24 protein-coding genes are annotated in these 24,653 nt (G+C 39.2%); all 24 read left to right on the top strand.

The window, feature by feature from the left end; genetic code table 11:
- The first annotated feature begins 221 nt into the window (after positions 1-221).
- On the top strand, positions 222-659 hold the full coding sequence (locus C4S54_RS08045; RefSeq protein ID WP_103869064.1) for a radical SAM mobile pair system MarR family transcriptional regulator: 438 nt from the start codon (positions 222-224) through the stop codon (positions 657-659).
- Positions 656-1,354 (top strand): radical SAM mobile pair protein A, encoded by a 699-nt coding sequence (locus tag C4S54_RS08040; protein ID WP_103869063.1) that lies wholly within the window; start codon positions 656-658, stop codon positions 1,352-1,354. Before C4S54_RS08045 ends, C4S54_RS08040 begins: the two co-directional genes overlap by 4 nt.
- Positions 1,330-2,253, top strand: coding sequence for a radical SAM mobile pair protein B (locus tag C4S54_RS08035; RefSeq protein ID WP_022755164.1), 924 nt, complete (start codon positions 1,330-1,332; stop codon positions 2,251-2,253). The genes C4S54_RS08040 and C4S54_RS08035 overlap by 25 nt, the downstream gene beginning before the upstream one ends.
- Before the next feature lie 111 nt (positions 2,254-2,364).
- On the top strand, positions 2,365-3,360 hold the full coding sequence (locus tag C4S54_RS08030; protein WP_103869062.1) for a serine hydrolase domain-containing protein: 996 nt from the start codon (positions 2,365-2,367) through the stop codon (positions 3,358-3,360).
- 50 nt (positions 3,361-3,410) lie between these two features.
- Entirely contained in the window at positions 3,411-4,322 is a 912-nt protein-coding gene (locus C4S54_RS08025) for a CPBP family intramembrane glutamic endopeptidase (protein WP_160110726.1), read from the top strand.
- 245 nt (positions 4,323-4,567) lie between these two features.
- Positions 4,568-5,371 (top strand): protein-ADP-ribose hydrolase, encoded by an 804-nt coding sequence (locus C4S54_RS08015; RefSeq protein WP_103869060.1) that lies wholly within the window; start codon positions 4,568-4,570, stop codon positions 5,369-5,371.
- A gap of 40 nt (positions 5,372-5,411) precedes the next feature.
- The gene (locus tag C4S54_RS08010; protein ID WP_200821055.1) at positions 5,412-6,332 is read left to right on the top strand and encodes an SIR2 family NAD-dependent protein deacylase; all 921 of its coding nucleotides are present in this window, start codon (positions 5,412-5,414) and stop codon (positions 6,330-6,332) included.
- A gap of 233 nt (positions 6,333-6,565) precedes the next feature.
- A complete protein-coding gene (locus tag C4S54_RS08005; protein WP_103869058.1) occupies positions 6,566-7,906 on the top strand; it encodes an ATP-binding protein in 1,341 nt (446 codons plus the stop codon).
- A gap of 93 nt (positions 7,907-7,999) precedes the next feature.
- The gene (locus C4S54_RS08000) at positions 8,000-8,287 is read left to right on the top strand and encodes a helix-turn-helix domain-containing protein (RefSeq protein ID WP_200821054.1); all 288 of its coding nucleotides are present in this window, start codon (positions 8,000-8,002) and stop codon (positions 8,285-8,287) included.
- Between the two features lie 777 nt (positions 8,288-9,064).
- A complete protein-coding gene (locus tag C4S54_RS07995; protein ID WP_103869057.1) occupies positions 9,065-9,352 on the top strand; it encodes a hypothetical protein in 288 nt (95 codons plus the stop codon).
- Positions 9,345-9,524, top strand: a complete 180-nt coding sequence (locus tag C4S54_RS16155) for a hypothetical protein (protein ID WP_103869056.1) — start codon at positions 9,345-9,347, stop codon at positions 9,522-9,524. Before C4S54_RS07995 ends, C4S54_RS16155 begins: the two co-directional genes overlap by 8 nt.
- 147 nt (positions 9,525-9,671) lie before the next feature.
- On the top strand, positions 9,672-11,207 hold the full coding sequence (locus C4S54_RS07985; RefSeq protein WP_022776416.1) for a methyl-accepting chemotaxis protein: 1,536 nt from the start codon (positions 9,672-9,674) through the stop codon (positions 11,205-11,207).
- A 391-nt stretch (positions 11,208-11,598) separates the two neighbouring features.
- On the top strand, positions 11,599-12,105 hold the full coding sequence (locus C4S54_RS07980) for a nitroreductase family protein (RefSeq protein WP_022776415.1): 507 nt from the start codon (positions 11,599-11,601) through the stop codon (positions 12,103-12,105).
- A 292-nt stretch (positions 12,106-12,397) separates the two neighbouring features.
- The gene (ychF, locus tag C4S54_RS07975; RefSeq protein ID WP_103869055.1) at positions 12,398-13,495 is read left to right on the top strand and encodes a redox-regulated ATPase YchF; all 1,098 of its coding nucleotides are present in this window, start codon (positions 12,398-12,400) and stop codon (positions 13,493-13,495) included.
- A 15-nt stretch (positions 13,496-13,510) separates the two neighbouring features.
- Complete coding sequence (gene lgt, locus C4S54_RS07970; RefSeq protein WP_103869054.1) at positions 13,511-14,377, top strand: prolipoprotein diacylglyceryl transferase; 867 nt, start codon at positions 13,511-13,513, stop codon at positions 14,375-14,377.
- Positions 14,378-14,547: 170 nt separating this feature from the next.
- Positions 14,548-14,988, top strand: a complete 441-nt coding sequence (gene mraZ / locus C4S54_RS07965; protein ID WP_022774142.1) for a division/cell wall cluster transcriptional repressor MraZ — start codon at positions 14,548-14,550, stop codon at positions 14,986-14,988.
- 58 nt (positions 14,989-15,046) lie between these two features.
- Positions 15,047-15,985 carry a 16S rRNA (cytosine(1402)-N(4))-methyltransferase RsmH gene (rsmH, locus tag C4S54_RS07960; RefSeq protein ID WP_103869053.1) on the top strand — a complete coding sequence of 313 codons (939 nt, stop codon included), beginning with the start codon at positions 15,047-15,049 and terminating at the stop codon, positions 15,983-15,985.
- Positions 15,986-16,025: 40 nt separating this feature from the next.
- Positions 16,026-16,463 (top strand): cell division protein FtsL, encoded by a 438-nt coding sequence (locus C4S54_RS07955; protein WP_103869052.1) that lies wholly within the window; start codon positions 16,026-16,028, stop codon positions 16,461-16,463.
- 77 nt (positions 16,464-16,540) lie between these two features.
- Positions 16,541-18,781 carry a penicillin-binding transpeptidase domain-containing protein gene (locus tag C4S54_RS07950; RefSeq protein ID WP_103869051.1) on the top strand — a complete coding sequence of 747 codons (2,241 nt, stop codon included), beginning with the start codon at positions 16,541-16,543 and terminating at the stop codon, positions 18,779-18,781.
- Between the two features lie 17 nt (positions 18,782-18,798).
- Positions 18,799-19,767 (top strand): phospho-N-acetylmuramoyl-pentapeptide-transferase, encoded by a 969-nt coding sequence (gene mraY, locus C4S54_RS07945; protein ID WP_103869050.1) that lies wholly within the window; start codon positions 18,799-18,801, stop codon positions 19,765-19,767.
- Positions 19,768-19,792: 25 nt separating this feature from the next.
- On the top strand, positions 19,793-21,163 hold the full coding sequence (murD, locus tag C4S54_RS07940) for a UDP-N-acetylmuramoyl-L-alanine--D-glutamate ligase (protein ID WP_103869049.1): 1,371 nt from the start codon (positions 19,793-19,795) through the stop codon (positions 21,161-21,163).
- Between the two features lie 36 nt (positions 21,164-21,199).
- Positions 21,200-22,345, top strand: coding sequence for an FtsW/RodA/SpoVE family cell cycle protein (locus tag C4S54_RS07935; protein WP_242973764.1), 1,146 nt, complete (start codon positions 21,200-21,202; stop codon positions 22,343-22,345).
- 5 nt (positions 22,346-22,350) lie between these two features.
- Positions 22,351-23,169 (top strand): cell division protein FtsQ/DivIB, encoded by an 819-nt coding sequence (locus C4S54_RS07930; RefSeq protein WP_103869047.1) that lies wholly within the window; start codon positions 22,351-22,353, stop codon positions 23,167-23,169.
- Between the two features lie 108 nt (positions 23,170-23,277).
- Positions 23,278-24,510, top strand: a complete 1,233-nt coding sequence (gene ftsZ, locus C4S54_RS07925) for a cell division protein FtsZ (protein ID WP_103869074.1) — start codon at positions 23,278-23,280, stop codon at positions 24,508-24,510.
- Positions 24,511-24,653 lie beyond the last annotated feature (143 nt).

Here is a 24,653-nt window from a genome sequence, read left to right as displayed (position 1 = left end):
ATATGAGAGACGAGGATATTCGCTTATTGACAACTATCCTCCGTATGATTGTCTTGAAGGCGCCATATGCATGGCATTAGTATTGTAAATCAGAATATAATATTAGTGAGTAGGATGATTTTTGATGACGCAGTCACTCCAATAGGCATCCCATTATAAGCGATTGACATAATTACTCCTATATAGTAGAATTCAAAAACTACTATATAGGAGTTTTTTATATGAAGGCAAATGGTGGATTTTTAGTTACAAAAGTCAAACAGCTTGGAGATCGTGTTTTCCAGAAAATTCTTTCGGAGAAAGATGTTGATGCTTTCAACGGTCCTCAGGGGAGAATTCTATATGTACTTTGGCAGGAAGACGGAGTTCCAATAAAAACAATTTCTGAAAAGAGTGGCCTTGCAATTACTTCTCTTACCACAATGCTCGAACGGATGGAAAAGAGTGAGCTCATCAGCAGAAGACAGGATGAGGCAGATAGAAGAAAGACACTACTTTTTCTGACCCAAAAGGCACGGAATCTAAAACAGGATTATGATTCAGTTTCTGAGCAGATGGGAGAGATCTATTATGATGGCTTTACAAAAAAAGAGATCATTGAATTCGAGTCATATCTTGAGAGAATCATGAACAACCTGGAAAAGTGGAGTGAACAATGAGCATTTGTATAAAAGACCAGATACAGAATATGAACCTTGTTGTCGGATGCAACGTTGGATGTGCATATTGTTATGCAAGGAATAACACAAGGCGTTTTCATATTACTGATGATTTTGATAAACCGGTTTATTACCCCTCAAAGCTAAGGATGATGGAAAAGAAAAAGCCGCAGAATTTTCTGCTGACCGGCATGAGCGATCTCTCGGGCTGGCATGAGGAATGGAGAGAGGAAGTCTTTAAAAAGATAGCAGAGAATCCTCAGCACCAGTTTCTTTTTCTTACCAAACGACCGGATCTTCTGTCTTTTGAAACAGATCTTGATAATGCATGGTTTGGCGTTACAGTTACGAGAAAGTCTGAGTTATGGCGTATTGATGCACTGCGGAGCAATGTGAAGGCAAAAAAATATCATGTTACTTTTGAGCCTTTGTTCGATGATCCGGGTAAGGTTGATCTTACAGGCATTGACTGGATTGTGGTGGGAACCATGACAGGTGCAAAGAGCAGGACTGTTAAAACAGATCCCGGGTGGGTTTATTCATTGACAGAACAGGCTCATGAACTGAACATTCCTGTATTCTGGAAAGAAGATCTTGTTCCGATTATGGGAGAAGAAATGATACAGGAAATGCCGGATGCTTTTAACAAAGTGCTGGAGGAACAGAGGATATGGAACAACCAGAAATCAAAGTAAATCATATAGAAACAAAAAGTGTAATGACAAAATCGAATACTCCTATTGGAGGATATTCGGTGAATCCTTATGTGGGGTGTCCCCATGCCTGTAAATACTGCTACGCATCTTTTATGAAACGCTTTACAGGGCATACAGAGGAATGGGGAACTTTCATGGATGTGAAAGACTGGCCTGAAATAAAGAATCCAAAGAAGTATGCCGGCCAGAAGGTGATCATTGGAACAGTTACGGATGGTTATAATCCGCTAGAGGAAACATATAAAAATACAAGAAGACTTCTGGAAGAACTAAAGGACAGTGGTGCGGACATACTTATCTGCACAAAGTCAGACCTTGTACTAAGAGATCTGGATCTGCTAAAAGAAATCAATGAAAATAGCAGACTTACGGTATCATGGTCAATCAATACTCTCGATGAAGAGTTTAAAGATGATATGGATGCGGCAGTAAGCATAGAAAGAAGGCTTGCTGCAATGAAAGAGGTATATGCGGCAGGAATTCGTACAATTTGCTTCATTTCACCCGTGTTCCCGGGGATTACGGATATAGAAGCAATCATAGACAGGACAAAAGATCAGTGTGACCTTGTATGGCTTGAGAATCTGAATCTTCGCGGAGGTTTTAAGGCAGATATCATGAAATACATTTCCGATAAACATCCGGATCTGGTGCCGCTGTATGACGAAATTTATAACAAAAAGAACCGCAGCTATTTTGAAGCGCTGGAAAAGAAAGCTGAAGAGCTGGCTAAAAAGTATGATTGCAGGTTTGTTGATAATGAAACTCCGTATGAGAGAGTAGAGAAAGGACATCCAACAATCGTAGATTACTTTTACCACGAAGAAGTAAGAGGAACTGCCAATAGTGGAAAGAGAAATGTAATACATAATCCTTGATGGAAGAATAAATAGGAATATAAAGATTTTTAAGATTTTTCTTGAAAACAATTTTTAATCATATTAGCCTTTTCTTAGGACGTCCGAATCATTCCTAAGAGGAGGCTTTTAATGACGAAAGAACAACTTCATAAATACGTTTCTGAAAGCACCAAAAACGAGAGTAACATTTGCCAGATTTATGCGATTAAAGAGGGGCTGGATGTTTATGACGACTGCTGGCACGGATTTAAGACCTTAAATGCTATGAATGTCAATTCTGTTACCAAAGGAATTATGGCGTTACTTGTGGGAATTGCGTTGGACAAGGGCTTTATCAAAAACGTGGATCAAAAGGTGATAGATTTTTTCCCTGATTACATTGTAAAGCGTGGGGAGAAGACCATATATGATGTCACAATCAGGAATCTGCTCACTATGACAGCTCCTTATAAAGGCAGGTCAGAACCCTGGAAGAAGGTGTGTACTTCACAGGATTTTACGTATGCGATACTTGATTATCTCGGAGGACGTAGCGGAATTACAGGTGAGTTCAGATATGCTACGCTTGGTATTCAGATTTTGGCAGGGATAATCGAGAAGGCAGCCGATGAGAAGTGCATAGATTTTGCCAACAATAATCTGTTTGTGCCGTTGAACCTTCCTGAGCGAATAGCGCATGGAGACAGTTCCAAAGAAGATCAGTTTGATTTTTTCATGAATAAGAATCCAAGAAAATATGAATGGTACAGCGACCCTCGGGGCTGCGTTACTGCGGGCTGGGGATTATGTATGTCAGCGAAAGATATGGCTGTAATCGGCGCTATGGTGTTGAATGATGGCCTGTATAACGGAAATAGAATCATCTCAGAAGAATATCTGAAAGATATGCTCTCTCCCCACCTCAAGCTAGGTGAACGGTTTGGCTTCATGAACTATGGCTACTTATGGTACAAACCCTATGATGATAAAGAGGTATATGCGGCGATTGGTGACAGCGGAAATATCATCTATATAAACAAAGAGAAAAAAGTGTCTGTTGGAGTGACAGGTACGTTTAAGCCGAGGATATTTGACAGAGTGGATTTTATCGAGCAAAAGGTCTTGCCTGCCATTGGCGTAGGATGACAATTTTTGAATTCCGGCATGGGATTTTGGTGAGCTTGAAAGGAGTGAAATTGAAAACACAGAAGATTGTAAATCATATGGATAAAACTGCAAAAAGCAGAAGAATACTCATTCTGTACTTAATCATAACGATCCTGTTAACCTGGCTCTTGCAATTCATGCCGATGATCCTTGGTCTGGATATTGAGAACACATCGATATCTTCATTTGATTTTGCTTCGCTGTTCTTTGGAATCGGAGGTGTAATGCCGACGCTGACCGGAGTAATCTTTGTACTCGTTTTTTACACGAAGGACGGGATAAAGGATTTCCTGAAGAGATGCTTTGTTCCCAATAAGGGATCATTAATCGCCATTTTGCTCTCGCTTGGACTGATCTGTGCGGAAGTATTTGTGACACAGATGATCTCAAGAGGATTGGGTGCTGAGAAGCTCGGTTTTGAGGGATTGAAGCTGATCGCCAAGAACCCGTTGTATCTCTTTTATTTCCTGTTCTGGGGGATAATCTCAGGTCCTTTTTCTGAGGAATTCGGTTGGAGAGGTTTCCTTACAGACCGCCTGTTCAGGAAAGAAAAGCTGATGCAGGTATCGCTGCTCATCGGATTTATCTGGGGTATCTGGCACTTTCCGCTGTACTTCTATCCGGCACAGATCCAGCATGACTGGTTTATGATCACCCCGTTATTGGGATTGCTCTTTATTGTCAGCTGCATGTCGGCAGCACTTGTTTATATGACGATTTATGTGATCGCGAAAAGAAAAGTATTTCCGATTTTCTTTTTGCATATGTTCAAGAATATCATCCTGACCGGCGCGATGATCTATCCTTTCTCAGAGACCTATAGTGTGGTCGTTGTTTTCGTTGAGATAGTAATGGATACATTGTTCTACGTTATATTCACGAGAACGCTTTTCTACAAAAAGGCTTTGGAACAAACCCCGGAATTTGATTATCTGAAGTAGGCAGGATCGTTATCTGTCCTCTGAAGCACTGTACTATGATCGCAGTACAAATACTGCTAAGTCTTCACTGCTTTCCTATGTGGAGGAAAACGCAAAAGAACTCTGGGATGCAAGCATGAAACTTTCAGGATTTCGATAAATTCCAGTTATCAGAGGAACAGGCGGAATAGAGCTTACAAGAGATCTTAAAGATATAACTTTTTATGATGTGTATCAGGCAATTGAGCCTTTGGAGGATGTGTGATATGTCTAATAATAAAACACAGGAAGAACGTCTTGATTATCTTGTAGAAGGATTCAAGGCAGATTCTGATGAATATAAGGAATTACAGACTCCAAATAGTACGGAAGATAAAAGACGAATCTTAAGGTCGCTTATGAACATCCGTATGCCAAAAGAATTGTCCTCTGAAGTAATGAAAGTACAGGATGAATATCTGACTGAAAGAGCGGCTGAAAAGGGTGTGGTGAATCTGTCAGACATCCCGGTTATCAGGGACGGACTTTCTATCTGGCAAGGAGATATCACAAGACTTTCGGTGGATGCTATTGTTAATGCCGCTAATTCGCAGATGCTGGGCTGTTTTGTTCCGATGCACACCTGTATAGATAACTGTATCCATACTTTTGCAGGAGTGCAGCTTAGAGCTGAGTGCAACAGGCAGATGAATGAACTTCGAATAAGATACGGAAGAGACTATGAACAGCCTACTGCCGATCCAATGCTCACTGATGCGTATAATCTTCCGGCAAAGAAAGTTATTCATATAGTAGGCCCAATCGTACAGTACAAACTTACTCCTGAATTGGAAAAGGATTTGGAGAACTGCTATAGAAACACTTTGGATATGTGCGCTGAAAATAGCTTGAAGAGCGTTGCTTTTTGCTGTATTTCAACAGGAGTATTTCATTTTCCTAACAAAAAAGCAGCTGAGATTGCCGTTAAGACTGTGTCAGAATGGCTCAGTGATAATCCTGGTAAGGTAGAAAGAGTGATATTCAATGTTTTCAAAGATGAGGATAAGGCCATTTATGAAAAACTAATATGATGATATGCCTAATGGTTATCAGGAAACTATAGAGAAAGGAATGAATGCTGTGAGATACTTTACTAGAAGCATGTCCTATGGTAAAGGAAGCAAAGAAGAGCAAATAAAAAGGCTTTTGCAAGAAATCAAGGAAGCAGACGCAATTGTCATTGGAGCAGGAGCTGGACTATCAACATCTGCTGGCTTAACATATAGCGGCAAGCGTTTTGAAAAATACTTCTATGACTTTGCCAAAAGATTTGGAATAAGAGATATGTATTCAGGTGGATTCTATCCGTTTCCGAGCGAAGAAATACGCTGGGCCTGGTGGGCAAGACATATTTATTTTAACAGATATATTGATGCTCCAAAGCCAGTGTATAGGGATCTTCTTAAGATGGTTTCCGATAAGGACTATTTTGTGATTACCACAAATGTAGATCACCAGTTTCAAAGAGCAGGGTTTGACAAGAAAAGACTGTTCTATACTCAGGGTGATTATGGTTTGTTTCAGAGCGTGAATCCTGCTATTCAGAAAACCTTTGATAATGAAGAGTGGGTAATGAAAGCTATGGAAGCACAAGGTTTTGTAAGAGATGATCAGGGAGTATTTCAGGTACCGATTGATGGTAAGCTACTGATGGAAATTCCTTCTGAGCTGATTCCAAAGTGTCCTGATGACGGCTCTGATATGACTATGAATTTGAGAACTGATGATTCTTTTGTTGAAGATGAAGGATGGCATAGGGCATCTGCAGCATATTCTGATTTTATTCGCAGACATGAGAATCTTCATATTCTTTATCTTGAATTGGGAGTAGGAGCTAATACGCCCGTCATTATAAAGTATCCGTTCTGGCAGATGACGCTGGCAAATGAGAAGGCGGTATATGCCTGCTTAAATTATGGTGAATCATTCTGCCCAGAGGAAATTGCAGATAGAAGTATCTGCATTGATGGTGATATTGCAGATACTTTTTAACAGTCCGATTGCCCGTTTGGCATTATGTGATCAAAGTATCAAAAATATAACGAAAAAGAACCTGCCGAAGAAGTTAATTCATCGACAGGTTTTTTTATGGAAAAATCTACGGTTATATAATCGATAAAAAGCAGAAAACTTTGAAAAAAATCGATTTAACCATGGCATATATTCTGACATGTGCTATAATGTAATCGATAAAAGTCAAAGTACTTTGAAAAAATGAGGTTTGTATGGAGTATTCTAGAGAAATATATGTTAATAGATTGATTGCGCGTAAGGAGAATGGGTTAATAAAGGTAATAACAGGAGCTAGACGTTCTGGTAAATCGTATTTGATGAATGAATTGTTTTTTAAACATTTGCTGAATACAGGTATTCCAAGCAAAAATATAATTAAGTTTGCATTTGATTCGGACGAAGATATAGATTTACTTGATGCATACTTTCCTGAAGAGCCGACAAAGATTGTTATTAATCCAGATGTGTTTTATGTGAATGCTAAGAAATTTAGGGCATACATGAAGGATAGAACAAACGATGCAGAAAAATACTATTTACTATTAGATGAAGTGCAATTGCTTGATAATTTTGTTGGAACCCTTAATGGCTTATTAAGACATACTAATTACGATGTCTATGTTACAGGCTCTAATTCAAAGTTTCTATCTTCTGATATAGCAACTGAATTTAAAGGCAGGGGTTCAGTAGTCCATGTGTTGCCGTTAGCTTTTTCGGAGTATATGCAAGGGACAGACCTGTCTCCAGAAAAGGCTTGGAGGGAATATGTTGTAACTGGTGGCATACCTCTTGTGGCACAAATGAAAAGCGAAGAAGAAAAAGTCTCATATCTGAAAGGCTTATGTGAAGAAACATATTTAAAGGATATCATTACTCATAACAAGATTAAGAAAAAAGTTGAACTTGGAGATACATTTGATATTTTGGCGTCTATGATCGGTAGTCCTGTGAATGCAAGGAGAATTACAGATACCTTTAGAAGCGTTTTGGATAAGAGTATCACTGCTGATACAATTGGTGATTATGTTGACTACTTCCAAGATGCATTTGTTGTGTCGAAGGCTAAAAAATATAATATTAAAGGCAGAAAATATATTGGTTCCCCATTCAAAATCTATTTTGAGGATATTGGTGTGAGAAATGCCAGACTCAACTTTAGGCAGATAGAAGAAACGCATATCATGGAGAATATCTTATACAATGAATTGCGTTTTAGAGGATTTAATGTTGATGTGGGAGAACTGAATGTTAGTGAAAAAACAGACAGAGTGGATGTAAATGGTAAGGCTATATATGCACAGAAATCGCTTGAAGTCGATTTTGTAGCATCAAAAGGAGGTCAGAAATTTTATATTCAATCAGCTTTGACAATGGAATCTCCTGAAAAACAGGCACAAGAAAAAAGAAGTTTGTATTATATTGATGATTCTTTTAAGAAAATAGTCGTTGCAAAAACAGGGTTGAATCCGACATATGATGACAATGGCGTAATGACAGTTGATTTATTCGACTTTTTGCTTAGTGATAAAATATTGGAAACAGAGGCGGTTTAACTGTTTTTGAGAAATATGTCTGGATAGTTGAATTTAAGGCAGACTTGGATTTAACGCAAAAATATAAATCTGATTATGAACGGAGGTATTGTCATGAGTAGTTATAAAGATTATAAAAAGAAAACTCTGCAAAATCCGGAAGTGAAAGCGGAATATGATGTATTGCAACCGGAGTATGATATAATTCAAGCGATGATTGATGCGCGCAACAGTCAACATATTACGCAGAAAGAACTTGCTGAAAAAACAGGCATTACTCAAGCTGATATTAGTAGGATTGAAAATGAAACACGAAATCCCAGCCTTGCTATGATGAAAAGGATAGCAGAAGGATTAGGGATGCAGTTGAAATTAGAGTTTGTACCAACCGTTTCAAAATGAGCCCTAATACTTGAAGAAAGTGTCACTTAGCCCTAAGTACCTTGATTAACACAAAACAAACCCGTCCGGGGATGTCAATGACAGAGAAGATTGCTCTGGTGATTGACGTGCCAGGGCGGGTTTGTTATTACATAGAGCAGTTATCTCAAACGAGGTAGCTGCTTTTTTGCGCTCATTTTGAGCCTGAAACTATTTACTTTCAGAAGGAGGTAGGCGATGAACTACGAAGAATTCAAAGACAAGGTAGTAGAAGATGTAAGAAGAGAGTTAGAGACAAGAACCGGACAAACATCATTTAAGAACCCATATCATTTATGACTCCGTCCACTAGGTCCATTCCAATGTCATTTAGATAAGAAAATGCAGTAAATGCGGAATAGGCACGCTACGTTTTTCAGATTATATAGTAGCGTGGACATCTACGTGACACCGCTTTATTTTTAGACTGTTATCACGTAGTTTCGCAATGATTTTCTGGCATTCTACGTGATACACCTCCGTTAACAAGCCTCTCCTCACGTATTTTTTCCAAATATCTGTTTAGTTTTACGTGTTCTACTACTAATAAAGAGCAGCATCTCACGTAGACGCTATAGATATCATGCTTGTTGCTCTGTCACATGGAGAAGGAAAGGGGGAACCTATGATGACAGCATTATGAGATGTTTAAAATGTTGAAAAAATAGCTCATTTATTATAATGTTGATCTGAGCGAGAGCTCTTTGGATCACCGCAGACGGGAAGAATTTCCCGTCATTTTTTTTGGAGTTAACCACGATGAGAGAACTTAGCATTTTTATAGATGAGTCAGGTGATTTTGGAGAAACAAGGGATGTAAGAGATTACTATTTAGTGACTTTTGTTTTTCATGATCAAAGTAATGATATCACTGAAAAAACTATACAACTAGAAAAAAGCGTTAAAGAATCCGGTCTGGACATCGAGTATATTCATGCGGGCCATGTTATTCGTAAGGAAGGAGTTTTTAAAGAGTATTCTTTAGACGAAAGAAGACAGAGTTCAGCTTTCTGGCAAACTGGGAAAAGCTATAAATGCAATGCTTAAAGAGCATATGGATTATCTTAAAGAATATGATAAGGTGATTGTATATTATGATAATGGGCAGAGAAAGCTTGGTTCGATTCTTAATGCTATATTCTCTATTCAGTTATCAAATGTTGAATTTAGAAAAGCCGAACCACAGAAATATGCAATTAAATGCTGGAAAGACAGGTAATACAAGGTGAAATAAATAATTCATTTCAACGCAGAGTTTTTTAATAATAATTTCAGAGATATTTTCTTATGGGAATTTGCGGAATTTAGTAAAATGGTTGTGGTAATCTAGTTAACATAAACTATTTATCTCAGGAGGTAATTATCAATGAATAAAAAATCTGCTTTTGAAGTATACCTGTCTGCGGTTTTTAAATGGGGTATTACTGCACTGGTATCGGCCTGTATGTTTGCTACAGCAATGTTCATAGTAGAAAAGACAATTGGCTTTTATCAGGTTATCCCTTGGATCGCAGTAATAATTTTCGGTATCATGGATGTGTGTTTCTTTATTACAGGAATGCTGATTCTTAAGTCTTCATTTGATGAAGATGGATATTTAAAAGATGGAAAACTTCAAATAGGAAAGATTTTCTGCTCAGTTGTTCTTATCCTTCAGTGGAACTACATTATTTACATGGTTCCGACCAGAACATTCTGGGGATTTTTATGTTTCTTCCTGATACTTATCGGATTCTTTATGGATATTAAGCTACTGTCCGTTACCGGCAGTATTTGTATTGGTTCTATGTTTATTGCATGGTTTGTCAGAGGCACAGCTCTTTTGCCAGTAAAAGACGAACTCTTTATTACAGATGTAATCATGTGTGTTGTAGGCCTTGTGCTTTCGTTAGCCGGCCTTGTAATGTTCTTATTCTTTGTTTCACACTTTTTGATTACTGCCAAAAAGGATGAGCTTGAAGAGAACAACAGGCGTGTTACAGGTGTTATGGATGCTGTTCGTTCAATATCTTCCAAGATGGTAACTGCAGGAACAACTCTTTTGGATATCTCATCAAGTGAGAGCGCTTCAGCAGAAGAGCTATCAGCAACAAGTGATGAGCTTGTTAAAAACAGTAATATTCTTGGTAATAAAGCAGATGAGAGTATGGCAAACTTGTCAGAGCTTAATGATTGCGCAAGCATTGTAGAAGAAAATGTTGAGACTGTTGAGAAGACATCTGACAACCTTCTTAAGAAGTCAAAAGAAAATGAGAAATCATTAAATGATCTTCAGGGAATAAATTCTGAAGTTTCTGATTCTATGGCAGTTACAACAGATATTGCAGACAGACTTCTAAAGGCAGTAGAAGAAATTGGAACAACGCTTGAACTTATTCAGGGAATTTCGTCATCAACAAGCCTTCTTGCTCTTAATGCTTCAATTGAGGCCGCAAGAGCGGGTGATGCTGGAAAGGGATTTGCTGTTGTAGCAACTGAAGTTGGTAAGCTTGCAGAAAACACGCAGAGCTCACTTAAGGACGTTGGCGCAATAATTGAAAGAGTTCAGAAGAACGTAGAAGAGATTACAGGACAGGTTGAGATAAATGCCAATAAGCTTGCTGAACAGAATGAACAGTTTAAGACAGTATTTGGCGACATAAGTGAAATGACTACAATGCTGAATGATTCGGTTAATGCAATTGAAGAGATGAATGAGGCACATAAACGCCAGTCAGAAATCATCAAAAAAACTGTTGAGATTAACCAGAATATCGCAGAGAGTATCAGAAGTGAGAACGAGCAGTTTGTGGCTATCAGTACCATGGCTGGAAATAATGCTACAAATACTGAGCATGTTGCACAGCAGGCTAGTGCAATCAATGACATGGTTGATGAGATTAATCGTCTTCTAAATAATTAAAAAGATGTGAGTGTCAAAAGACTGTGCCTTCTAAAAAAGAGGGCACAGTCTTTTTTATTTAATACGAGGAAATTGCGCCTTGCCGGCGCAACCTTGAATTAAAGGCCCGGACAAGACCGGGCCATGCAAAGCGGAGGTATGCAGAGTATTATTATCAGTCTACCTCATCAAAAAATTCATCATCTTCGTGCATAAAGTAAGAAATTTTTCACTGACATTTTTAAAATTCATCCCGTATAATTGAGGATGAGTTATTTAACTTATACTTAGTAAATTCGCCGGAGGAACGAGATTCATGAAATTTGCTATGTTACTGTGGAGTTTTGGATTTTTTGAATAACTGACATATCTTTTAAATAACAGAATCAATGTAGCAAAGGAGATTATAGATATGGAATTTAATAAAGTTATTCAGAAGAGAGAGTCTGTTCGTAAGTACAGCGATACAAAGCCAACAGAAGATCAAGTGAAATATATTCTAGAAGCGGGGCGCTTAGCACCAACAGCTTTTAATAAACAACCACAACGAGTGTATATACTAAAAAGTGGAGAAGCTCTTCAGAGGATGGACAGTGTTCATCCATGCCGTTATGGAGCACCGATGGTAATTCTAGTATGTTCCGATAAAAATGCTGCAAGTAATTTTCAGGGTGGAAATAGCTATTTGACAGATGGTGTTATTGCAGCAACACATATGATGCTGGCAGCAACAGATATAGGATTGGATACATGTTGGGCTGGAGTGAATGATGTTCTTAAAACACAGAAGGCTTTTGACCTGCCAGAAAACATCTATCCTATTTGTTTCCTGGATTTGGGATTTCGCGCTAGCGATTTCAAAGGTGTATCTAGCGATAAAAAAAGGAATCCAATTGATTCAATGGTAACTATTTTATAAAAAATTGCGGCGTAGCCTTAGGACGATTGTAAAGCAGGAGTCATAACCTGCCGCCGTATTTACTCCTGAAGAGGAGTATAGCGGAAAATTCCGCGTTAATTAATGCAGCGCTGTGCTGGAAAAGTCACTGCATGTTTTTACAAATCCGTCCTGACATGGTAATATATATTCGCTGTGTCAGGACTATTTTTATGTCATAATAGATAAATGGTGCCCGACGTGGTACTCGGTACAATAAGCTGAGATAACAAATGGCTTAAATAAAGCATTTTTAGAAGGAGATACATAGAAAATGAAACTAGGCATAGTAGGTTTACCAAACGTAGGTAAGTCAACACTTTTTAATTCACTTACAAATGCAGGAGCGCTTGCAGCTAATTATCCTTTTGCAACAATTGATCCTAACGTTGGAGTTGTTGCAGTTCCTGACAAGAGACTTAAACTTTTGGGGGATCTTTATCATTCCAAGAAGGTTACACCTGCAACAATCGAGTTTGTTGATATAGCAGGACTTGTAAAGGGTGCATCAAAGGGTGAAGGACTTGGAAACCAGTTCCTTGCAAATATTCGTGAGACAGATGCTATCGTACACGTTGTTAGATGCTTTGAGGATCCTAACGTAGTTCACGTTGACGGATCAGTTGATCCTGCAAGAGATATAGAGACAATCAACCTCGAACTTATTTTTGCGGACCTTGAAGTTCTTGAGAGAAGAATTGCGAAGGTTGCTAAGACTGCACGTATGGATAAGACTGCAGCAAAAGAGCTGGATCTTTTGAACAAGATAAAGGCAACTCTTGAAGAAAATAAGATGGCCAGAGAACTTGAGATCACTGATGAAGATGAACTTGCTCTTATGAATGGATATGATCTTCTCACATGGAAGCCTGTGATTTATGCGGCTAATGTTAAGGATGAGGATCTCGCCGATGATGGAGCTTCTAATAAATATGTTGCAGCTGTAAGAGACCTTGCTTCAAAGTCAGGTAGCGAGGTATTTGTTATCAGTGCTCAGATTGAGGCTGAAATTTCAGAACTTGAAGCTGATGAGAAGGCTGAGTTCCTTGAGAGCATGGGACTTACAGAGTCTGGACTTGATAAGCTTATTGCAGCAAGCTACAAGACACTTGGTCTTATGAGTTTCCTTACATCTGGTGAAGATGAAACAAGAGCATGGACAATCAAGATCGGAACAAAAGCTCCTCAGGCAGCTGGTAAGATTCATACAGATTTTGAGAGAGGATTTATCAAGGCTGAGGTTATCAATTACGAGGATCTTCTGAGAGAGGGTTCACTTGCAGCGGCAAGAGAAAAAGGTCTTGTCCGCATGGAAGGAAAAGAGTACGTGGTTCAGGATGGAGATGTAATTCTCTTTAGATTTAACGTATAAAATGTGGAGGATGTTATGCCGGATATAATGGGGAAGATGGATATTGCGTTTCCACACTTAAATATCTATTTGGAGAATGTCCCAAAGAGTTTTACTGTTTTTGGTTTTAGTATTGCTTTATATGGAGTGATCATTGGACTTGGCTTTTTTCTGGCCCTTATTCTTATTTCAAAAGTTGCCGGGGCAACTGGTCAGAACCCTGATACATACTGGGATGTGGCAACTTTTATAATTGTTTTTTCGATTATTGGAGCCAGAATATATTATGTGTTTTTTGCCTGGGATTACTATAAAGATAATCCTATCAGTGTGTTTAACATCAGAAATGGCGGCCTTGCAATATATGGCGGCGTGATTGCAGGTTTTCTTACAGCATTTATATACTGCAGGATTAAAAAAGTTAATTTCTTTTTGCTTACAGACACTATTATGCCGGGGCTTTTGCTTGGTCAGATAATGGGAAGATGGGGCAACTTTACCAACAGAGAAGCTTTTGGTGAATATACAGATAATCTTTTTGCTATGAGACTTCCTGTGGAAGCGGTAAGAAGCGGAGAGATAACTGAGCTTATGAAGGCTCACATGGTGGAAGGAACAAACTATATTCAGGTGAGTCCGACATTTCTTTATGAAAGTATGTGGAACCTGTGCCTTCTTATAATAGTGCTTTTGTATATCAAACATAAGAAGTTCGATGGTGAGATAGTTCTTTTATATCTTGGTGGCTATGGCCTTGGAAGATTCTGGATAGAAAGACTTAGAACTGACCAACTCATAATGCATACCACAGGACTTCCGGTGTCACAGATGCTTGCCGCATGTCTTGTTGTGTTTTCAGTGACGGCTATGATCATTAAACGTCTTAAAATGCGCGAAAAGTAATAAACAGAATATTTTTTTCAATGAAAAATGTCTTCTTGAATTTTTGATTCAGGAGGGCATTTTTTTTCATGGATTTTTAATAGACAGTAAGAAAAAAGTGTTCTATAATGTGTTTAGGTGGTAAAAAGTGGCAAAAAGTGGTTAAAAGTGGTAGAAAAGTGGTAAATTAAGTGGGAGCAGCATTTAAAGGCGAATATAGTCATTCCATAGATGCTAAGGGAAGACTCATAATACCTGCTAAATTCCGCGAGCTTTTGGGTGATCAATTTGTGGTTACCAAGGGCTTTGACGGATGCCTTTTTGTGTTCGCAGAAGAGGGATGGAATCAGTTTGAAGAAAAACTACAGTCCCTGCCCATGGATAAACCTGAAGCCAGAATGCTTGGCCGTTTCTTCATCGCAGGAGCAATTGATGCGGAAGTCGACAAGCAGGGAAGAATTCTTTTGCCAGCAAATCTCTTGCAACATGCAGGAATAGAAAAAGAAGCTGTTATAGCAGGTGTAGGTAATCGAGCTGAAATCTGGAGTAAGGCAGAGTGGGAGAAGGCAAGCACCTTCGATGACATCAATGGAATTGCAGCTAAGATGAGTGAGTACGGTTTAAGCATTTAAGCTGAACCTAGAAGCTTTTCGAGTCTGGTGTATGGTTTAAAAACAGTAAGGAAAAAGTATGGAATTCAAACATTATTCAGTACTCCTTGATGAGTGCCTGGACAATTTGAATATTAAGCCTGATGGAATTTATCTTGATGGAACTCTTGGTGGCGCAGGACATTCTTCACATATAGCTGAGAGACTTACGGATGGAGGACATCTGTACGGCACAGATCAGGATGAAGACGCTATCCGTGCAGCGACAAAGAGACTTGAACCTTATGAATCCAGAGTCACTATCATCAGAGATAACTATGAAAATGCTGTGGAGAGGCTGAAAGCTCTTGGAGTTACCGGAGTTGACGGTATACTGCTTGATCTTGGAGTGTCATCATACCAGCTTGATAACGCTGAAAGAGGTTTTACCTATAAAGAAGATGTTCCTCTCGATATGAGAATGGACCAGAGACAGACACTGACAGCCAGAGATATTATCAATGACTATTCTGAGATGGAACTTTTCCATATCATAAGAGATTTTGGAGAAGATAAATTTGCCAAGAATATTGCAAAGCATATCTGTATAGAAAGAGCTAAATCTCCAATAGAAACAACGGGACAGCTCAATGACATCATTAAGGCGGCTATACCAGCCAAGATGAGAGAAAAGGGAGGGCATCCTTCCAAGAGAACATATCAGGCTATCAGAATAGCCCTTAACAGAGAGTTGGATGTTTTGCAGAACTCTTTGGATGGATTTATTGATTTCCTTAATCCCGGAGGAAGGCTCTGCGTTATTACTTTCCATTCATTGGAAGACAGAATAACCAAGAATAACTTCAGGAGAAACGAGAATCCTTGCACATGCCCACCTAATTTTCCGGTCTGCGTATGTGGTAAGACATCAAAAGGCAAGGTAATAACAAGAAAGCCTATTTTACCAAGTGAAAAAGAGCTTGCTGAGAATAAACGTTCTCAGAGTGCAAAGCTTAGAGTTTTTGAAAAGATTAAATGAAATTAACTTAACTGCAATAGCAGTAAGAAGGGAGGCTAACATGGCAAATGAATACATTCGCGGAAATACCGTAAGAAAGATCAATGAACAACCAAATGAGAAAAAAGACCGCTTCCATGTGCAGGAGCCTCAAAAGAAAAATAGAAGGCGCCACCACATGAGCCTTGGATATCTTGTGTTTTTATCAATGGCAATGGTGCTTATGGTGGGAACGCTTGCATGGTACATCAATTTGCAGTCACAGATCAAGAACAGCGTTAAACATGTAGCTCAGCTTGAGAGCCAACTTAATGCATTAAAACAGGATAACGATGAGGCTTACAACAGAGCTAACGGCAATGTTGACCTTGATGAGGTAAAAAGAATAGCAATTCAGGAATACGGAATGACGTATGCCAGTGAGGGACAGATCATAACATATTCTGATGGCGGCGGAAACGACTATGTACGCCAGATTGCGCCTATCCCGCATGAATAACTTCTTAAAAAAATTTGCCCCTGGTACAAAATATGACTATAATTGAAAGGGTGTAATTGGAAGGATTTTATGTTTAGATGAAAAGGCGTAAAGAAAAAAATAAGCAGAAGTTTACTATAGGAATGAGAAAAAAGCTGGTGGTGCTATTTGTATTGGTACTACTGGCTTTCGTTGGGTTAGGGGTCAGACTTATCCTTATAACTAAGAACAACGGTGAGGAGTATCAGAAACAGGTTCTTTCTCAGCAGCAATATGATTCGACAACTATTCCCTTTAGAAGAGGCGAGATCCTGGATGCCAACAATACTATTCTTGCCTACAGCGAGAAAGTATACAATGTCATCCTTGATGCAAAGATTCTTTTAAGGGATTCCAAATATCTTGATCCTACGATAAAAGCGCTTGTAAGATGCTTTGGGCTTGATGGGGGTGATATAAGAAATTACCTTTCAGAGCATCCATCATCTCAGTATTATATTTTGGCCAAAAAACTTACTTACTCAGAAATCAGTGAGTTTCAGGGACTTATTACTCCCGGCTCTGAAACCTATGATGAAAATATTCAGGGCATTTGGTTCGAGGAGAGCTACATTCGTAAATATCCAAACGGTTCTCTTGCCAGTGACATAATAGGCTTTACTTCAAGTGACAACACTGGTATGTATGGACTTGAAGAGTATTACAACAGCACTCTTAGTGGAACTCCCGGAAGAGAATACGGATATCTTGACGATGATTCCAATCTTGAGAGAACAACTATTTCAGCTACAGACGGTGATAGCATCGTCACAACTATTGATGGTAATCTTCAGACAATAGTTGAAAAACATTTATACGAGTTCAATGAGCAGTATAAAAACAATGCCAGAGAAGGCAACGGAGCCAATAATGTAGGCTGTATCATTATGGATATCCATACTGGTGAGATCCTTGCTATGGCAAGTTATCCAAACTTTGACCTGAACAACCCAAGAGATACGGCGGCCCTTATCGGAATGCCTGCGGTTGATGAAAAAGGAAACAAAGTAAAAGGTGAATCAGTCTATGATTCCGGTGTGTACATCACTGAGGAAATGCTTCAAAACTTTACTGATGAGCAGCTCTATCAGAACTACAATGCATTGTGGAAAAATTTCTGCATTGCAGATACATACGAGCCCGGATCTGTTGCCAAGCCTTTTACTGTAGCTACTGGACTTGAGAGCGGCTCTATAACAGGTGACGAAGTCTATAACTGCCTTGGTAAGCTCGAAGTCGGCGGTTGGGAGATCAAGTGCCATAACACCTACGGTGACGGAGCTGTTTCAGTATCAAGAGGAATTGAGATCTCCTGTAACGTAGCTATGATGTATGTAGCGCAGGCTATCGGGGTTAATACTTTTACCAAGTTTCAAAAAGATTTCGGATTCGGACTTAAGACCAATATCGATCTTGCCGGAGAAGCCAGAACTGAGGGCCTTACCTACAGTGCTTCCAATATGACATCTACTGACCTTGCCACTAACTCTTTTGGACAGGGCTTTAACGTAGATATGATCGAGATGATAACAGCCTTTAGCTCGCTGATCAACGGTGGCTACTATTACGAACCTCATGTTGTAAAAAAAGTTGTGAGCAGCAGCGGAGCAACAATTAAGAATATTGAACCGAGAATTTTAAGACAGACAATATCACAGAGCACATCTGATAAGATAATAGAGTACTGTAATCAGGTAGTTGCAGGTTCGGAAGGTACAGGTAAAACTGCAAGGCCTGCAGGATACATGATCGGCGGCAAGACCGGAACAGCTCAGACTCTGCCCCGTGGAAACCATCAGTATGTTGTTTCATTCATGGGATATGCACCGGCATCTGACCCAGACATAGCAATCTACGTTGTTGTTGATAGACCCAACGTGCTTTATCAGGATGATGCCAAGTTTGCAACCAGAATAGTAAGAGCTATTCTTACAGAGGCTCTTCCTTATCTCAACTATCCTATGACAGAGGAGCTTTCTGAAAAAGAAAAGGCGGAACTCGAGACTCTTCGTGAGCAGCTTGTTACAACAGCCGTAGCGGAAGAAGAGCAGGAGGAAAATCCGGAGGAAGTTACAGAAGAGGCAGGTGAAACTGAGGAGGAGACCACTGAAGCCCCAGAGGAAAAAGAAAGAAATTCAATCTGGGAGTCATTTGACAAAGATCCTACTACGGGCTATTATGTAGACCCAAGTAACGGAAATCTTATAGATCCGGACAGCGGAAGCGTAGTTGGAGGAGATGAACTTCCTGATTTTGAGGGAGTACCGGAAGAGGCCGCTTCAGCAAGCAGTAGTAATTAAAATTTGAGGATGTAATTATGGAAAACTATTTAACCAGAACACTGATACCTGTTCTTGTATCATTCATTGTAGCAGTTGTGATCGGACCTTCAGTAATAGGCATGTTAAAAAAGCTTAAGGCAGGTCAGACAGAGCGTGAAGAGGGACTTGAGTCCCATCAGAAAAAGACCGGGACGCCAACAATGGGCGGCTTAATATTCCTTATTCCTTTCTTTATTATAGGAATATTGTACGGAGCAGCTCATAAGGAAGTTATTCCGGTGCTTATTCTCACCTTTGGTTTTGGACTCATTGGTTTTATTGATGATTATATCAAAGTAGTAAAAAAGCATAATCTGGGGCTTCGCGCATGGCAAAAGATCGTTGGTCAGCTTATTATTGTAGTTGTTTTTGCTCTTTATGTTGAGAAATTTACTGATCTTTCACTTGCTATGAAGGTTCCATTCACAGATATAATGCTTGATTTTGGATTCTGGAATATTCCAATACTGTTCTTTATCGCACTTGGAACAGCCAACGGAACAAATTTCACAGACGGAGTTGACGGTCTTTGTGCGTCAGTAACAGCAGTTGTGGCAGGATTTTTTGCGATAGCTGGAATGGTGACAGGAGCAACAGGAGCTGAGGTTATGTCTTCAGCTATGATGGGAGCTCTTTTGGGCTATCTTGTATATAACGTATATCCCGGAAAAGTAATGATGGGAGACACAGGATCCCTTGCTATAGGCGGATTTGTTACCGGAATAGCGTACGTTATGCAAATGCCTATATTCATTGTGATAGTTGGCTTTATTTACGCTTTGGAAGTTGTTTCAGTCATTATGCAGGTTTCATATTTTAAGATAACACACGGTAAAAGAATCTTCAGAATGGCCCCTATTCATCATCATTTCGAAAAAGGTGGCTGGTCTGAGACTAAGGTCGTGAATGTGTTTACTACAGTAACAATACTCATGTGCCTTATTGCTTATGCCGGTTTGAGATAATTAATGATATACGAAGGAATGTAAAATGAAAGCAGCAGATATTATTGGAAAAAAAGTACTAGTAATTGGTTCAGGTCTCTCTGGAGTCGGATCAGTAAGACTTCTTCATCAGGTTGGTGCAGTGCCAATCGTATTGGAAGAGAATACAAAGGTGACCGAAGAGGATATCAGGAAAAAACTCCACGAAGAAGATAGGGATAATACACAGATCATTATTGGAAATATCGAAGATGATGTATTAGATGAACTTTCTCTGACTGTTCCAAGTCCTGCAGTACCTCTTGATGCACCTACAGTTATGAGAATTAAAGAGAAAAATATACCTATCTGGAGTGAGATTGAGCTGGCTTACAATTTTTCCAAAGGTAAGCTGGTTGCAATAACAGGAACAAATGGTAAGACTACCACTACAACTCTTGTGGGCGATATTATGAAGGCTCATTTTGCAGATACATACGTAGTTGGAAATATAGGCGTATCCTACGCTGAAAGCGCACTTAAGATGACTGAAGACTCTGTTACTACAGGTGAGATCAGTTCTTTCCAGCTTGAGGCTGTTGATAATTTCCATGCAAACGTATCAGCAATCCTTAATATTACGCCGGATCATCTCAACAGACATCATACAATGGAATGCTATGCTTCCATGAAGGAAAATGTCACAAACAGACAGACAAAGGATGATACCTGCGTTCTTAATTATGACAATGAATATACAAGAGATTTTGGGAACAGATGCCCATCTAAGGTGATCTTTTTCTCAACAAAAGAAAAGCTCTCTGACGGATTCTTCCTTGATGGCGATGAGATCTTTATGAGTACAGCAGGTAATGCAACCAGGATCATGAACATTCATGACATGAATCTGGTTGGCCTTTGCAACGTTGAAAATGTTATGGCAGCCATAGCAATAGCTCTTTCTATGGGTGTTCCGCTTGCTACAATTCTTAATGTTGTTCGTAATTTCAAAGCAGTAGAGCATAGAATTGAGTTTGTTGCTACCAAGAATGGCGTTGACTATTACAATGATTCCAAGGGAACCAATCCGGATGCGGCTATCCAGGGTATAAGAGCCATGAGCAAGCCAACAATCCTTATCGGCGGGGGCTATGATAAAGGTAGTGAATATGATGAGTGGATTGAAAACTTTGGAGATAAGGTAAAACTTCTGGTACTTATTGGCCAGACAAAAGAAAAGATTGCAGAGTGCGCTAAGAAGCATGGATTTACTAATTATTGTTTTAAAGACAGCTTTGAAGAGGCACTTAAGTTCTGTACAGAAAGCGCTGATGAGGGTGATGCAGTTCTTTTATCACCTGCATGTGCAAGCTGGGATATGTTCCCAAATTATGAGACCAGGGGAAAGAAATTCAAGGAATACGTAAATGCGCTGTAATGTGTTCTTTTACGGTATTTGTTATGAGGGATTAAAGTGGAGAGAGTCAGGACACTAAGAAAGCCAAAAGTTGAATCATATATAGACTATAGTCTGGTTTTCATAGTTCTGTTTTTGCTGGCATTTGGACTTGTTATGCTTTATTCAACAAGTTCTTATGAAGCTAATCTGGACTATGGAGATTCAGCCTATTACTTTAAGCATCAGCTCGGACCAACAATCATTGGACTTGGAGCTATGCTTTTTATGTCCTATTTTCCATATAGGATCCTTAAGAAATTTGCTTTTCCAATTTATGTGATTGCAGCTGGAATGCTCCTTCTTCTGATTCCTCTTGGAAAAACCATCAACGGCGCTAAGAGATGGTTGTATGTTGGAAGCATATCAATACAGCCTGCCGAGGTTGCCAAATTTGCCGTAATTGTTTTTTCTGCGACACTTGTTATTTCACTTAAAAAGAAATTACTTGATCCGAAAGGCTTTGGAACAATGCTTGCGTTCCCGGCATTTCTTTCACTTTTAGTCTATGGAATTACAAAGAACCTTAGCTCTGCGATCATTATCATGGGCATAGCTGTAGTAATGCTTTTTGTGTCTACGCCCGGATATAAGAGATATGTTATCGCAGCTCTTTCTGTTTTGGCTTTGGCCACTGTAATAGTTCTTATTGTTGCTAATTCGGCAGATTCAAGTGGAATGAACTACAGATTTAAAAGAATACTTGTATGGCTTGATCCTGCTGCTTATGCAAGTGGTAAGGGATTCCAGACTATTCAGGCTCTTTATGCTATTGGCTCAGGCGGAATTTTTGGTAAAGGCCTTGGCGAGAGTATGCAAAAAATGGGCTTCATTCCAGAAGCTCAGAACGATATGATCTTTTCAATTATCTGCGAAGAGCTGGGACTTTTTGGAGCTATCGCAGTAATGCTCATGTTCCTTCTTCTTATCTGGAGATTGATGGTAATAGCCAATAATGCTCCGGATATGTTTGGAGCACTTTTGGTTATCGGTGTAATGGGTCATATTGCTATTCAGGTTATTCTTAATATCGCGGTTGTAACCAATACTATCCCTAACACCGGAATCACACTACCCTTTATAAGTTACGGTGGTTCCGCAGTTATTGTTCAGCTTGCAGAAATTGGTGTGGCGCTTAATGTGGCCAGAAATATAGGAAGATGATATAGATGGCAAAGAAAAAGCGTAGAAAAACCAGACCAAGAAAAAAGAATAATATAGATATCAGAAGTTTTTTTGAAAAGATCACAGACTCCTTAAGATATAACAGGAGTCTTTATATTATCATCGGCATAGTCATAGCTCTTTTTATTGTGGGACTTCTGGCATTTACTTACATAAGGGATAATTACACCATTACAAACGTTTATGTGACAGGTAATACACATTACACGAACGAAGAAGTCATAGATATGGTAATGACAGATAAGTTCTGTCACAATTCACTGTATCTTTCACTTAAATACAGGAATAAATCTATAGAAGGTGTTCCTTTTGTAGAAAAAATGAGTGTTGAGATAGTATCCCCTGACACTGTAAGAATAAATGTTTACGAAAAAGCGGTTGCCGGATATATTTCGTATCTTGGGCACTATATTTATTTTGACAGAGATGGAATAGTGGTTGAAAGCTCTCTGGAAGCCAGTGATGACGTTCCTGAGGTTTTAGGACTTAGCTTTTCATATGTTGTACTTTACGAAAAACTGCCAATAGATAACGAGGAGGTTTTTGAGGAAATCCTTGATATCACACAGCTTTTGTCCAAGTACAACTTAAAGGCAAACAAGATCTTTTTTGACAGTGAGTATAATCTTTACCTGTATTTCGAGGGAATTGAAGTAAGTATAGGCACAAAAGACTATATAGATGAAAAAATAATACAACTTCAGTACATTTTACCTAAACTTGAAGGTAAAACAGGTTTGCTTGAAATGAAAGATTATGATGAAGACACAAAAAACGTGACTTTTCAGGAAAAAAAGCAGTAAATTGTTGTACAAAAACAAAAATTTAAAGGAAAAAAACAGGTTGATAATTGAACAAAAAAATCGTATCATAGCTATTAGGAGTCTATGGATTATGAAGGAGGAGTTGTTTTGCTGGAGATAAAGTCAAACGAAGCAGAAAATGCCTGCAAGATAATTGTCGTTGGGGTCGGCGGTGCAGGAAATAATGCTGTAAATAGAATGGTAGACGAAAATATTACCGGTGTTGAGTTCATCGGTATAAATACAGATAAGCAGGCACTTCAGTTATGCAAAGCCCCTAAGCTTTTACAGATCGGTGAGAAGCTTACAAAGGGTCTTGGTGCCGGTGCAAAGCCTGAGATTGGCCAGAAGGCTGCTGAGGAGAGCGCAGAAGAGATTTCTGCTGCACTTAAGGGCGCTGATATGGTATTCGTTACTTGTGGTATGGGTGGCGGAACAGGAACAGGTGCTGCTCCAGTTGTTGCAAAACTTGCCAAAGAGATGGGGATTCTTACTGTTGGTGTGGTTACAAAACCTTTCAGTTTCGAAGCTCGTGTTCGTATGCAGAACGCTATGCTTGGAATATCTAATATCAGGACTAATGTAGATACACTTATTGTTATCCCTAACGATAAACTTCTTCAGATTGTTGACAGACGTACAACTATGCCTGATGCCCTTAAGAAAGCTGATGAAGTACTTCAGCAGGCAGTTCAGGGTGTTACTGATCTTATTAATGTACCTGCAGTTATCAACCTCGATTTTGCAGATGTACAGACTGTTATGAAGGATAAAGGAATTGCTCATATCGGTATTGGTACCGGTAAGGGTGATGATAAGGCAGCTGATGCTGTTAAGATGGCAGTTGAGAGTCCACTTCTTGAGACTAAGGTTAACGGAGCTACAGATGTTATCATCAATATCTCTGGTGATATCAGTCTTACAGATGCTCAGGAAGCTTCTGACTATGTTCGTGGACTTGCCGGCGATGATGTAAACGTTATCTTTGGTGCAATGTATGATGAGAATAAGACTGATACTTGCACAGTTACAGTTATCGCTACAGGAATTGATGATAAGCTTATGGCAGCTAAGCCAGCTGCAGCAAGACCGGTTCAGCAGGCAACACCTGTAACACCAGTTTCAATTCCACAGCCTACAGTTAACGTAGCACATGCTACAACTGTTACACCATCTTCAGTAGTAACTCCTATCCAGCCTTCAGTTGAGACAATTGGTATTTCTCGTGAGAACAGTGCTGCAGCTCCTAAGCCAAATCTTGGTATCAACAGACCTACAGATATCAAGAGTACAGTAGAGCCAAAGTCACTTAAAATTCCTGATTTCTTACAGAGAAAATAAAAGTTAACGAAATAGTATTAAAAAGCCTTTTGCAAATTATGCAAAAGGCTTTTATTTTTGCCAGAACAATGCTACAATAGTTTGTGTGGTTGTTTGATTTTTTCACCAATATGTAGTGGACATGTCAAATCGGGAAATGGAGG

The sequence above is a fragment of the Butyrivibrio sp. Su6 genome (genome assembly GCF_900108105.1).
In the GTDB taxonomy this organism is placed as follows: Bacteria; Bacillota; Clostridia; order Lachnospirales; family Lachnospiraceae; genus Butyrivibrio.
The sequence above is the reverse complement of the archived record's forward strand: the minus strand, read 5'-3'. Positions and strand labels throughout refer to the sequence as shown.

Bases quoted from the DNA above. Each gene is read 5' to 3' on its own strand.
- C4S54_RS07950 (WP_103869051.1), top strand. From the start codon at position 16,541: ATGAAAAGGCGTAAAGAAAAAAATAAGCAGAAGTTTACTATAGGAATG.
- C4S54_RS08040 (WP_103869063.1), top strand. From the start codon at position 656: ATGAGCATTTGTATAAAAGACCAGATACAGAATATGAACCTTGTTGTC.
- C4S54_RS07955 (WP_103869052.1), top strand. From the start codon at position 16,026: ATGGCAAATGAATACATTCGCGGAAATACCGTAAGAAAGATCAATGAA.
- lgt (WP_103869054.1), top strand. From the start codon at position 13,511: ATGCCGGATATAATGGGGAAGATGGATATTGCGTTTCCACACTTAAAT.
- C4S54_RS08010 (WP_200821055.1), top strand. From the start codon at position 5,412: ATGAATGCTGTGAGATACTTTACTAGAAGCATGTCCTATGGTAAAGGA.
- C4S54_RS08000 (WP_200821054.1), top strand. From the start codon at position 8,000: ATGAGTAGTTATAAAGATTATAAAAAGAAAACTCTGCAAAATCCGGAA.
- rsmH (WP_103869053.1), top strand. From the start codon at position 15,047: ATGGAATTCAAACATTATTCAGTACTCCTTGATGAGTGCCTGGACAAT.
- mraY (WP_103869050.1), top strand. From the start codon at position 18,799: ATGGAAAACTATTTAACCAGAACACTGATACCTGTTCTTGTATCATTC.
- C4S54_RS08005 (WP_103869058.1), top strand. From the start codon at position 6,566: ATGGAGTATTCTAGAGAAATATATGTTAATAGATTGATTGCGCGTAAG.
- C4S54_RS07980 (WP_022776415.1), top strand. From the start codon at position 11,599: ATGGAATTTAATAAAGTTATTCAGAAGAGAGAGTCTGTTCGTAAGTAC.
- C4S54_RS07995 (WP_103869057.1), top strand. From the start codon at position 9,065: ATGAGAGAACTTAGCATTTTTATAGATGAGTCAGGTGATTTTGGAGAA.
- C4S54_RS08045 (WP_103869064.1), top strand. From the start codon at position 222: ATGAAGGCAAATGGTGGATTTTTAGTTACAAAAGTCAAACAGCTTGGA.
- C4S54_RS08030 (WP_103869062.1), top strand. From the start codon at position 2,365: ATGACGAAAGAACAACTTCATAAATACGTTTCTGAAAGCACCAAAAAC.
- C4S54_RS08015 (WP_103869060.1), top strand. From the start codon at position 4,568: ATGTCTAATAATAAAACACAGGAAGAACGTCTTGATTATCTTGTAGAA.
- C4S54_RS08035 (WP_022755164.1), top strand. From the start codon at position 1,330: ATGGAACAACCAGAAATCAAAGTAAATCATATAGAAACAAAAAGTGTA.
- C4S54_RS16155 (WP_103869056.1), top strand. From the start codon at position 9,345: ATGCTTAAAGAGCATATGGATTATCTTAAAGAATATGATAAGGTGATT.
- C4S54_RS07930 (WP_103869047.1), top strand. From the start codon at position 22,351: ATGGCAAAGAAAAAGCGTAGAAAAACCAGACCAAGAAAAAAGAATAAT.
- murD (WP_103869049.1), top strand. From the start codon at position 19,793: ATGAAAGCAGCAGATATTATTGGAAAAAAAGTACTAGTAATTGGTTCA.
- C4S54_RS07985 (WP_022776416.1), top strand. From the start codon at position 9,672: ATGAATAAAAAATCTGCTTTTGAAGTATACCTGTCTGCGGTTTTTAAA.
- ychF (WP_103869055.1), top strand. From the start codon at position 12,398: ATGAAACTAGGCATAGTAGGTTTACCAAACGTAGGTAAGTCAACACTT.